Origin of the sequence: Sphingobacterium sp. MYb382, assembly GCF_037572665.1 — a bacterium.
Lineage (GTDB): Bacteria > Bacteroidota > Bacteroidia > Sphingobacteriales > Sphingobacteriaceae > Sphingobacterium.
The window spans coordinates 18,927-32,236 of sequence record NZ_JBBGZT010000029.1 but is presented as its reverse complement, the minus strand read 5'-3'; the positions used below and the strand labels follow the sequence as shown (position 1 = coordinate 32,236).

5 protein-coding genes are annotated in these 13,310 nt (G+C 42.9%); all 5 read left to right on the top strand.

The window, feature by feature from the left end; translation table 11 throughout:
• Window positions 1-121 precede the first annotated feature (121 nt).
• The 5 genes from WH223_RS17930 to WH223_RS17910 all read left to right on the top strand — a co-directional run bounded on the left by WH223_RS17930 (window position 122) and on the right by WH223_RS17910 (window position 13,294).
• Window positions 122-3,010, top strand: a complete 2,889-nt coding sequence (locus tag WH223_RS17930) for a triple tyrosine motif-containing protein (protein WP_340049229.1) — start codon at window positions 122-124, stop codon at window positions 3,008-3,010.
• Between the two features lie 179 nt (window positions 3,011-3,189).
• Window positions 3,190-4,941, top strand: coding sequence for a phage tail protein (locus WH223_RS17925; RefSeq protein WP_340049227.1), 1,752 nt, complete (start codon window positions 3,190-3,192; stop codon window positions 4,939-4,941).
• A 603-nt stretch (window positions 4,942-5,544) separates the two neighbouring features.
• Entirely contained in the window at window positions 5,545-6,195 is a 651-nt protein-coding gene (locus WH223_RS17920) for a phage tail protein (RefSeq protein ID WP_340049226.1), read from the top strand.
• Window positions 6,196-6,200: 5 nt separating this feature from the next.
• The gene (locus WH223_RS17915; RefSeq protein ID WP_340049225.1) at window positions 6,201-7,307 is read left to right on the top strand and encodes a phage tail protein; all 1,107 of its coding nucleotides are present in this window, start codon (window positions 6,201-6,203) and stop codon (window positions 7,305-7,307) included.
• A gap of 44 nt (window positions 7,308-7,351) precedes the next feature.
• Window positions 7,352-13,294, top strand: a complete 5,943-nt coding sequence (locus WH223_RS17910; protein ID WP_340049224.1) for an MBG domain-containing protein — start codon at window positions 7,352-7,354, stop codon at window positions 13,292-13,294.
• The last annotated feature ends 16 nt before the right edge of the window (window positions 13,295-13,310 follow it).

Here is a 13,310-nt window from a genome sequence, read left to right as displayed (position 1 = left end):
GCATTTGCTGGCTATTCCCTAAAAAAGCACTACATCATTTATACATCATACTGCGTTTTTGGCTCTTTTTCCTATATTTGTGCTACTTCGGAGGTACATCAGCTCCTGGTATCACCTATATATGAACATTCAAAAATTTTGCTTTTTTGTTTTCTTATTTTTTGCTCCTTATCTACTTTTAGCTCAAAATCTACTCGGTATTCCGCTGCTGTATACGTATAGTAAGACGGTGTTTCAAGGAGGAAGTCGTACCTGGGATATCAAACAAGATAGACGTGGTATTATGTATTTTGCCAATAATGAAGGGATGATAACCTTCAATGGTAAGCAATGGAAGCGCTACGTTTTACCCAATCATACCATTGCTCGTTCACTATTTATAGATGTCAAGGATCGTATTTATATCGGCGGACAAGGCGAGTTCGGCTACTTCGAGGCTGGCACAGAAGGCGACTTAAGCTATACTTCGTTAAAGAACAAAGTGCCGCAGGTGTATCAAGGTTTTTCTGATGTATGGAATACTGTGGAGCTCGGTTCTTCCATCTTTTTTAGGACAAGTCACGTTATTTTTGAATGGTCTGACGGTAAGATAAAGGTGCATCGAGCACTCCAGGAATGGGATTTTATGGGGACGGCCGCAGGGCGACTTTTTGCACAAGACAAGAAGCAAGGTCTTCTCGAATATAAGGAAGGACGCTGGGTATCCATTGCCACATCTTCTCTTTTTTCGGGTGTAAAAATAGCGGCTATTTTTGAAGTTAAAGATGGCGAGCTGCGCATGGTGACGCAAAACAATAAAAGCTACCGTTTGCAAGGTTCCCAATTGGAACGTTTGGCGGAGTCTAGCTATCGTGATTATTATACGCCATCGGCGCAAAAAATCAATGATGCCGAGTATGTTGTTGCTACAGCATCTAAAGGTTATGTGGTGTATCGGATGAACGGTGAATTGCAGCAGGAGATTGGGGCTGCCGAGGGGCTCCCTAATCGGAATGTATCTAGCATTTTTGTTGATCAGCAGAAGAATATATGGCTTGCCGTCGACAATGCGATATCAGTGATTAGCTATGGAAGTGCCATTCGTTATTTTCGTCCAAACTTGTCGAATGATGTGACCGGATATTCAACACTTGTTTTTAATAATCAGTTGTATATGTCGTCGTCCAATGGTGTTTATCGTGCTCCTTTGTCGTCGACAGCGAAGGATCATAGTTTTTCGGCGGGTCGTTTTACCTTAATTACCGAGAGTGATCGTGGTGAAGCGTGGCGCTTGGAAGTATCGAATAAGGAGCTTTTCTTAGGGCACAATCGTGGCCTTTACAAGTTTGAAAGGGAGCAGTTGCGGCCTTTGTCTTCGGGAGTCGGTGTTTGGCGCGTGCTCCCGTTGTCGGCAACTTATCCCGTAGCGCACAGCTTGGTGGGTACTTACTTTGGGATCGATCTGTTAAGCTATACAGATAACCAATTTACACATCGCTCGTTGAAGGGCCATTTTGATTCGTATCGATTTCTTGCGCAAGATGAGCTCGGTAATGTTTGGTCCTCTCATCCGTATCGCGGTATTTATCGTTTGAAAGTTGATGTCGCAAAAGGAGCGTACAAAGCGCAGCTCTTTACGGATAAAGAAGGCTTGCCTTCTGCCTTTCAGAATTATGTGTTTAAGCTTAAAAATAAAGTGATTTTTACGACGGCTGAAGGTATCTATACGTTTGATAACCAAACGCAACGTTTTGTACCAGCACCTATTTATGCTGCCTTTAAAGGGATGGCAGTTACTTTTATGCAGGAGGATGCCGAAGGTAATCTGTGGTTTACGAGCGGTAAGAAGGTCGGTGTAGCTCGATATATGCCACAAGATGGCCGCTATAAAATCACGTTCTTTCCTGAAATTGAAGGTCTGCATACCTCTGGTTTTGAGAATATCAATCCATACGATTGGAACAATATATACATAGGTGCTGAAAAAGGAGTAATCCATATCAATGATGAACAGTACCGCAAGGAGGCACATAAGCCAGAAGTACTTATCGCGAGTGTTCGAAATATCGGCTTGAGTGATACCACGCTTTTTAATGGTTACTTTCTATACCAAGAAAATGCAAAGCAGGAGCAAGGAAAGGCACAGATTCCACACTTAGCTTCATCTTTTGATTCTTATCGTTTTGAATATGCTGCACCGAGCTATGGTGTGCACGCTTACCTTACTTACAGCTATATGCTGGAAGGATATGATAAAAAATGGTCTAATTGGTCGAAACAAACGGAGAAAGACTATACAAATTTGTCTAGTGGGACCTATACCTTTAAGGTGAAGGCTAAAAATAATCTTGATGAGGAGTCCGTTGTTGCCAGCTATACCTTTGTGATTAGTCCGCCATGGTACAAAACTATTTGGGCTTATTTTATCTATCTGTTATTGGCTTCCTGTTTATTTTATTTCATAAGGCAAGCACAGCAGCGGGCTGCCGCGATGCAGCAACGTAAATTTGATGCGCGTGTGGCCGAGCTTCATTATATCCATCAGCTGGAGAAGGATAAAAATGAGAAAGAGATTGTTAAGCTTAAAAATGAACACCTAGAGCATGAGATTCAGTCGAAGACCAAAGAGTTGGCTAGCACCAGTATGCAGTTGATGGAGAACTCGGGTGCGCTGACACGCTTACGTATGGAGTTGACGAAGCTTGATAAAGGGATGGAGACGGACGACCTTAAGCGTATAACTTCGCTCCTGAAAGATGTAGAGAGTAACACCAGTAATTGGGACCAGTTTGCCACACATTTTGATGAGCTTAATGATGGCTTTTTACATCGTTTGAAGCAAAAGCATTCTGCATTGTCGCGTAATGATTTGAAAGTTTGTGCTTATTTACGATTGCATTTTACGTCTAAGCAGATCGCACAATTGCAGAATATATCGGTCCGCGGAGTAGAAATTCATCGTTACCGATTACGTAAAAAGCTGGGTATCGAAACCGAGCAATCATTAAATGATTACCTCAGCAATATTTAAGTCTTACAGTCAAAAATTTATCTCAGTTATATTTTTTATTTATTACGATTTGAACATGATTGGATAATGGAAAATATGCTTATTTTCATGAGCTTAAAATTGTCTAATAGGATAATTTAAGGCAGGCGTGCGAAAACACGAGTTAATGTTTTTTAATAGGCAGAAAGTCAGTTGTATACATGATGGGGAATAATCGTCGGAAATTTTTGAAAGATAGCGGAATGCTATTGGGTGGATTAATGCTCGTAAGCGAATTGAAGGCTATGGGACGGGTTCCGGCAGCAAATCCAATCGTGTCGTCTGCCTATTTAGGTGAGATCCGTTTATTTCCTTATGGTTTAATACCCGCCGGATGGATGTCTTGTGATGGAAGTATGCTATCCGTTAGCGACTACCAAGCGCTATTTAATATGATTGGTGGTACCTATGGCTCGATTGCTAATGGGAAATTCCAATTACCCGATTTGCGCGGTCGTGTGCCTATTAATTTAGGGGGTAATTATAATGCTTTAGGCATAGCAGAAGGGGCGCCAAAGCATACCCTTACGCTCGCAGAGTTGCCAAGTCATAATCATGGAGGTAGTGCCAATTTGCAATATGCTTTTGGAGGGGAGGCTGTGTCTAGCAGCCCGAAGGCTAATGTTCCAGCAAAGAGTAATACCTATGTAAACCGTTTTGCAGGTACTTTTGATGAAAGAAATGACTTGCTAATCGATGAAGTAAAACTACATGTTGAAGCGGCAGAGCCCCATGAAAACATGCAGCCTTATCTAGCGCTTAATTTTTGTATTTGTGTACATGGATTTCCTAAAGATAGCACCACTTTGGCTGCACCAAAGTCATTCTTAGGGGAGCTCCGTATATTTTCCTTTAGGAGCGATATTAAGGGATGGATTCCTTGTGACGGCGTCGATCTACCTGCTACGGGTATTTACGAAGAGCTATACAAAGCTGTTGGAAAGACTACCTATGGATGGGCTGAGCCGGGTCGATTTAGGTTGCCCAACTTAAAAGAGGCTGCTCCTTTAGGGCTAGGGCAGGGACCAGGTTTAAAGTATCATTATCCGGGGAGTGCTGGCGGAAGTAAGGTGGTCAATATTACCACGAACGGATTGCCTCGCCACAGCCATAAAGTTGTTTTTTCTAGTCTTGTTGCCGAAGCTGCGGATACAATTAATCCTGTAGATAGCTATCCTGCAGAAGTTGTTGGTGAAAATCTATATGGTGCTGTTGTAGGCAATGAAACCTTCGGAAGTGCAGCTGTTCAATCTCGTGGAGCGGATGAAGCACATAATAATATGCAACCCTTTCTGACTTTAAATTTTTGTGTTTCCGAAAAAGGAGACTTATCATCGGGTACGGCCAACGATTATTATTTGGGTGAGATTAGGATGTTGTCGTCCTTTGATATCCCGAGCAGGTGGTTGTTGTGTGATGGTCGAGAGTTAGGCATCGCACAGCATCGGAAACTGTTTGAGCTTATTGGTGCTACTTATGGAGGCGATGGTGTGCAGACTTTTCGTTTACCCGATTTACGCAGTCGTGTGCCTATACATTACGGGAAAGATAACACCTTTGATTTAACCTATACACTTGGCCAAATTGGTGGTTCAGAAACGGCAGCCTTGTCGTTAAGCCAAATTCCTGACCATGGACATTTTAATACAGAGGCTTTAAAAACGCATGCTAACCGCTATGTTTTAGCTTCTGCTTCGGGGGCGTCTGCTAGCCCTACTGCGCAAGCTAAATATCCAACCATTACACCGATGCTGAAGCAGTTTGGAAAGACATCATCAACGCATAAGACTGGTGCCGTATTATCTGCGGAAACGGCCATCGAAGGCGGGCAAGTGGCACATGATAATATGCAGCCTTTTTTGCCGGTTAATTTTATTATTGCTAGCGATGGATTGCTACCTGTGCAATCGTAATGCGCCTTAAAAATAGGCTTATTTTTCTGCCAAATTCATAGGAAGCGAATTAGAATCGCTAAGCTAGTACGTGTCGACTTTTGCGATTAATTTTCTTTATAGGGATAATTTGGCGAAGGCCGCGCTTGATGTATTCCTTCGTGTCATCTACGCGTTCATTATGCTTTTTTAACAGGGGTAGTGATGTGTCCTATGCTTACTTTTTTAGCTATTTAGTAGTCGGTTTCGTGTACACTTTTGTTAAGTGCAGCTGGCGTATAAAATACGTAAAATGGCAGTTTAAGTGTTTTAACAATTGTTTTTAACGACTGTAATATTGGTCACTAAAGTTAAAAATAAGCGTTAATTGCTTCAGAATGGAGTTAAAAAAATATTCTCATAGTAAATTCACTTATTAATTTATTTATTTGATAATCAATTAATTGTGTTGATGTCCCCTATTTGTCCCCCCTCAAGATTTGGAGGTAATCTCTTTATATTCCGTACTTAGAGTAGTAAAGGATTAACTAACCTTTAACCGACCGCTTGTGCGGTATACTGAAATGAATATTACGGGTTGTATTGTTTAAGTCGCAATACAGTTTGTTAAACAACTACTACTTTATGGATAATAATAATCGTCGTGATTTTTTGAAGCACAGTGGCTTGCTTTTGGGGAGTCTTATGCTCTCGGGGTCGGTTCTCGGTAAGGGAGCTGAAGGAACTAATTTTGGTGGTTTCGAGCCTTATCTAGGAGAGATTGGGATCTTTCCTTATGATTTTATACCTCGAGGGTGGGCGGCCTGCAATGGGCAGATAATGGCTATAAGAACGAATCAGGCCTTATTCGCCCTCTTAGGAACTATGTATGGCGGCGATGGTATGAACACTTTTGCTTTGCCGGATTTACGGGGACGTGTGCCTATTGGTGTTGATTCAAATTCTTATAATTATGTTCAAGGACAGCAAGCGGGAACAGAATTCCATTCATTGTTGGTCAGTGAAATACCTTGGCATAACCACGAAACTAGCAATATTGAAATTAAGAAACACGTGGGGGGGCAGGCTAATCAGACTACACCAAAAAATGCTATTCCAGGAAACAATGCGACTTATGCGAACCGTTTTTCTTCCGATTATGATGAAGAAATGGAGCTTATCTTCGATTCGAATAGTAGCATAACCGGTGGTAATATACCGCATCCGAATATGCAACCTTTCCTTGCTTTACAGTTTTGTATAGCCGTAACTGGCGATTATCCACCTAGAGATTAATTATTATGGCAGGAATTATTGGAGAAATCAGAATATTTGGATTTAATTATATCCCAGCCGGTTGGATTGCATGTAATGGACAAGTGCTACCAATCAGGTCTCCCACCCTTACATCACTTTATGCTATTCTAGGAACCACTTATGGTGGAAATGGTACGACAACTTTTGCTGTACCCGATTTACAAGGTAGAGTCCCTTTAGGGATTGGTCAGGGACCTGGGTTAACGCATCGTGATTTAGGGGGAAAATTGGGGAAAAGTGATGTAAAGCTTGATCCAACTGAGATGCCTTCGCATTCGCATTCTTTGAAGGCATCAGCACCTGTAGCGACAACTGCTGACAGTATTAATCCTGTAGGAAATTATTACGCGCCGAGTACTGAAGCGTTATACTCGAGTCAATCTACACAAGAGCCCATAGCTAGCACAAGTAAGGTTGTTCCTGGTGGCGTTGGGGGTATTATGCCACATAATAATATGCAGCCTTATTTGGCGCTGAATTTTGGTGTTTGTTATTCAGGCGAGTTTCCCAGCGATAGCAGTTACACAGGAGAGGATACTTACATCGGAGAGATCAGAATGTTTGCTGGTCAACGGGCGCCTGGAGGCTGGAGCTTTTGTGATGGAAAAATACTCCCTATCTCGGGGAATGATGCTTTATTTGTCTTAATAGGAAATACCTATGGTGGCGATGGCCAGACAACATTTGCATTGCCTGATATGCGTGGGCGTGTGCCGCTAGGGCGGGGCCAAGGAGCGGGGCTTACAAATAGAGCTCTAGGACTGTCTGGGGGGGAGGAGCGTGTGACACTTTTGGTGACACAGCTACCAATGCATGCTCATGGTTTGGATGTTTCCAATTTGAAACTTGTCGTAAAGCAGTATAGCAACGGATCGTCTTCTGGAACGTCGTCGTCTTCATCAGGTAAGTATTCAGCTATTGTGCCAGGTTTAAAGCAGTATGGGAAGACAAAAGGTACGGATAGTACAAGTTCTATTCTTTCAGCTAACTTGACGTCTGAAGGTGGTAATATACCACATGAAAATATGCAACCTTCGTTGGGTGTGAATTTTATTATTGCGCTTAACGGAATTTTTCCAAGCCGTCCGTAAATCGGAGTAATTAGTACTAACAAAGAAACTTTTATTTCATAGATATGAAAAAAAAATACCTGCTGTATTGCTTCGCCTTCTTACTACATTTTTTTAGTGTAATAGGGACGCTAAGCGCACAATGTACCGATGGTCTCGGTCTTGTTGCTTTTACAGGTTATCAAATTGCAGACAAAACAAATCCGCAAGGTCAGCAAGATCAATTTTCTTTTGTCCTGCTGGATTATATTCCTGCAAACACGTCGCTTTATTTTACCGATCTAGGTTTAACATCAACAACAGCTTTTCAAGATATTGTTAATGCCAAAACGGATGGTGTCTTAAAATGGACGACATCCACAGCACTAGTTGCGGGAACACATATCGTTATTAAAGTAGGAGGTCTAATCGCTTCTAGCGGGACGATCGAAAAAATCCGCGGAAACTTTGGCTTTGGCCTAGGAGGTGATCAGTTATTTGCCTACCGTCAAGATAATGTGCCCGGCAGTATTGAAGCCGCACTACTAATTAATAAAGCCAGTTGGGACACTGCGGTAGGAGTTACATCTTCCAGTAAGTCTGTGGCGCCGGCAATTGATGCGGCAAAGAAGCAGCTTAAAATTGTCAGCTCCGCTGATGAAGATGCTTTTCAAGCTCGCTGGGGCAGTGCGCTAACGTTTACCGGAAATCGCGCCGCGTTAAGACAGCAAGTGGCAGCGACCAACTTTACGAACTTTACGAGCTTAAATAGCGATGCGGTACAATTAGCCAATTTAGCCATAACTTGGAATGCGGATGCGCCAACAAAAAGTACCATTCAAAAACAAGATAACCAGCTTAGTATTGTTTCTAATGCGTGTTATTTTCAGTGGCAAAAGAGTACCGATAATGTGACGTTTACAGATATAGAAGGAGCTGATAACTCTATATATACCTTAATGCCAACAACGGAGTCGACTTGGTACCGCGTTAAATTAATGGGAGCACAGGTTATTTATAGTGATTCATTCACATTAGGCCCAGCTCTAACGACTAGACCGTTAGTTATGGTTTGGAATACCGAGTTAGCCTTGTTGAATATCAATATTGTAAACGTTGTCGGAAATACAACACGCTATACCTTAAGTTTACAAACCACAGTTGGCGAGTTAGCAGCGACGGGAACAGCGGATGTATCGGTTAGTCGTGCTAATCAAAACAAAAATTTAACAATCACGGGAACAGGACCTGATCTAAATACTTTCTTAGCCCGTGGTGCTGTTAAATTAATACCAAGCACGGACTATTATGGGAATATTAATGTCAATCTTACCTTAGTAGAAGAGCTGACTCCGACCGTAAATATTGCTTCGGCAACGACCGCTGTTACGGTAGGAAGACCTCCAGTCCTTGTTGCACAAAATTATTCGACATTTAAAAATACGACATTAACCGTTGCTGCTGCAGATGGGCTGTTGAAGGATGTTATAAATTTAGATGGAGGTACTTTACAAGTGCAGGTTGTTACAGGCCAAACGAATGGTTCGCTTACGCTCAATACTATTGACGGATCTTTTACATTTACACCTATTAAAGATTTTGTAGGGGAGGGTAGTTTTAGTTATAAGGTATCAAATGGGACGCTAGAAAGTGCGGTAACGACGTCTAAAATTTTAGTTAAAGAAACAGCTGCTTCTGTGTCTACGGTATCAAGTCCCAATCTTAATAAAATTTTTATAGCGGGCGATGCCGTTTATATTGATGTTAATTTCGATAAGCCCATTTTTGTGAGTAAGACAGCTGAAGGACCGAAATTAAAACTTCGATTAGATAATAATGTAACGAGGACAGCTGTTTTTCAATCAGCCGCAAATCGCACAGTGCGCTTTAAGTATATCGTGTTGGCGGGGGATGTGGCAAGCACGAAGCTAAATTATTACGATGTAACAAGTTTAACTTTGGAAGGGGCATCGATTAATAATGTTAGCGGTGTGCCTTCTACCATAACTCTACCAGCTATCGATGCTCCTGGTAATCTTACCGGAGTTCCAATACGGATAGATGGAACAATACCTACGGGCGATTTTACCATTAATCAAGGGGGCACTTACACCAATACGAAAAACGTTAAAATTTTCACTTCGATTTCAGATCCGAACGTGAATAAATTAGAGCTATCTAATGATGAAACAGTTTGGACGACGGTGCAGGCTGCTAGTGCGGGAATCCCATGGACACTTAGCGATGGTGATGGAGCAAAACTAGTTTATCTACGTTTGACAACTGCAGTAGGAAATAAGGGTCTTATAGTTAGGAGTATAAACTTGATGACGACCGCTCCTGTTGTGTCAGGAGTTGCGAATAACACGGTTTATAATACCGATCGTACCATTACTTTTAATAAAGGAACAGCAACTTTAAATGGTGCTGCTTTTACCTCGGGAACTGTCGTTAAGATTGATGGAGGTTATGTGCTTGTCGTAACGGATGATGCTGGAAACACGACAATCGTGAATTTCGAGATCGATAAGACACCTCCAGCCAAACCTACTGGCCTAAAGGCTGTGTTTGTCGCTGGTACGCCTGATAAAGTCGTTATATCATGGAATGCCAACACGGAATTTGACTTAACAGGCTACAGGTTGAATATTGATGCGGGTGGAGCAAATATCCTGAATCAAACCCTTGGAAAAACCGTAACCAGTTATGACTTGACTGGTTTTGAACCGGGTGAAGAATTAACGATTGGTTTGACGGCTTTTGATCTTCCTGGAAATGTGAGCGTAGCAGCGACCCTCAAATTCTCGCCGAAATTTACGCAGACCATTAACTTTGCAGCTTTAAACGATGCGGTATATGGAACAGCGGATCGTTTGTTGCAAGCGACAGCGAGCTCTAATTTGCCAGTCACATTTAAGACTTCAGACGCTACCAAAGCTTCCGTTTATCAAGATGCTGCGGATGGTAATGCATGGAAAGTTAAGTTCTTGAAAGCCGGAGAGGTCGATATCATCGCGAGCCAACTGGGGAATGATCTGTATGCAGCAGCGCCTGTTGTTAGCCGTACGCTGACAATCACTAAAGCAAACATCACAGGCGTAACGTTGCCGAATGCAAGTTTTATCTATGATGGCACAACGAAGTCTCTTACTACGACAGGTACATTGCCTACTGGAGTGACTATTGGTACTTATACCGGTAATGCGAAAACAGATGCCGGTATCCATACGGTGACGGTGCAGCTATTGGGTGGTGATAACTATAACAACCAAAAGTTGACGGGTACGTTGACGATTTCTAAAGCGACAATAGCGGGTGTTACGCTTGCCGATGCTACTTATACGTATGATGGTACCGCTAAATCTTTAACTGCTGCGGGTATTTTACCGACCGGAGCAACGACGGGTACCTATGTCGGTAATGCGAAAACGGATGCTGGTACTTATCCGGTTACGGTTACTATTACTGGAGGAACCAACTATGAAGATTTAGCGTTGACGGCTACGCTGACGATTAGCAAAGCGCAGATCACAGGGCTTACCTTGCCAAATGCTACCTACACTTATGATGGTATAGCGAAGTCTTTAGCGGTAGCTGGTACATTGCCGACAGGCGTAACGGTAGCTGGTTATACGGGTAACACAAAAACGAATGCAGGTACATATACCGTGGAGGCTACACTTGCTGGTGGTAATAACTACATAGATAAAACCTTAACAGGTACATTGACCATTAATAAAGCGGCTATCAGCGGGCTTACTTTGCCAAATGCTACCTACACCTATGATGGAACAGCCAAATCATTAGCGGTAGCTGGTACATTGCCGACAGGCGTAACCATTGATTCCTACACGGGGAATGGTCAAACAAATGCGGGTGAATATGATGTGGAAGCGCTTGTGACGGGTGGAGTCAATTATTTAGATAAGACGCTTACTGGAACCTTAACAATTAATAAAGCGGAAATTACAGGTCTTACGCTTGCTGACGCTACTTACACCTATGATGGCATTGCCAAATCATTAACGGTGGCAGGTACATTGCCAGCAGGCGTGACGATAGCTGGATATGTAGGCAATGGCAAAATAAATGCTGGTACTTATCCTGTTGAAGCTAACCTTGTTGGTGGAGCTAACTATACGGATAAAACGTTAACCGGTACGCTGACAATCACTAAAGCAAACATCACAGGCGTAACGTTGCCGGATGCAAGCTATATCTATGATGGTACTGACAAGTCTTTAGTTGTTACAGGTGCATTGCCGATAGGAGTCACTGTTGGTGCTTACACTGGGAATGCGAAAACGAATGCAGGCGTGTATCCAGTGAGCGTACAGTTGTTGGGTGGTAATAACTACAACAATCAAACCTTAACGGGTACGTTGACGATTTCTAAAGCGACAATAACGGGTGTTACGCTTCCTGATGCTACCTATACCTACGATGGTACGGCTAAATCTCTAGCTACGACAGGTACCTTACCGAGCGGAGCAACGACGGGTACCTATGTCGGAAATGCGAAGACGGATGCAGGTATTTATCCGGTTGCGGTTACGATTGTGGGAGGTAATAACTATCAAGATCTACCATTGACGGCTACGTTGACGATTAACAAAGCGCAGATTACAGGCCTTACCTTGCCAAATGCTAGCTATATCTATGATGGTACAGCGAAGTCTTTAGCGGTAGCTGGTACATTGCCGACAGGCGTAACGGTAGCTGCTTACACGGGCAATGCGAAAACGAATGCAGGTACGTATACGGTAGAGGCGATGCTTGCTGGTGGCAACAACTACGTAGATAAAACAATTACGGGCACGTTAATCATCGCGAAGGCTGCTTTAGCAGGGGTTACTTTCCAGGATGCGAGCTTCACCTACGATGGAAAAGCGAAGTCATTAGCGCTTATTGGCAGCTTGCCTGCAGGCGTTACGTTCAGCTATGTCGGTAATGGTAAGACGGAAGCAGGTCAATATGCGGTGGATGCGGTAATTGATGGCGGCAATAATTATATCGGAGAAACGCAGCATGCTACCTTGACGATTAATAAGGCTACTTTAACTGGATTAAGTTTGCCGGCTGCGCGTTATACCTATGATACGTCAAGCAAATCATTAGCACTGGTTGGCACATTGCCTTCAGGAGCTTCTGTAAGCTATATCAATAATGCACAAGCGAATGCAGGCTTGTATGCAGTACAAGCGCTGGTGAGCGGTGGTAACAACTATGTTGACCAAACGCTGACGGCGAACCTGCAGATCGATAAACTTGACTTAAGCTATCTACGTCTTTTGGATAAGACGTATGTATATGATGCGAATACGAAGTCGCTTGCTGTTGATGGGCTGGTACCAAGCTTCGTTACCCTAACGTATGACAATAATGGTCAAAATAAAGCTGGTCAGTATTTGGTGACGGCAACAGTAGTAGGAACGGCAAACTACACAGCTGTATCTTTAAAGGCTAACTTAATTATTAAGAAAGGGCCTCAGAAGATTCTAGCGGTGAATGTGCCAGCTACCTTGAGTCGTGATGCTGGAAATATTCCAGTAGAGGTACGTTCGGTGAGCGGTTTACCGGTATTCTTAAAGGTTGACGACCCGATGGTGGCAACGGTTAAAGATCATCGATTAGAAGTGTTGCGCCTAGGTACGGTCGTTATTACGGCTACGCAGCCTGGCAATGAAAACTACGAAGCTGCCGAGCCACTTTCGGTAACAGTTCGTGTAGTGGCAGCGCCAGATGCACAAATACCAATCATCGTGAATCAGGCTTTATCGCCAAATGGAGATGGAATCAATGACTTCTTGATTATGGAAGGTATCAAAGACTTCCCACAAAATAAGGTGACCATTTTTGACAAGGCAGGAACGGTACTTCAAGTGATTGAAGGATACAACAATGTGGACCGTGTGTTTACAGGAGATCGTCAAACAGATGGTACCTACTTCTATTACATCGATGTGAAAGATGGTAATCAATGGAAAAGACAAAAAGGATTCTTTGTGCTTAAACGTTCTGCTAGATAATTGATTTAGGTGATTT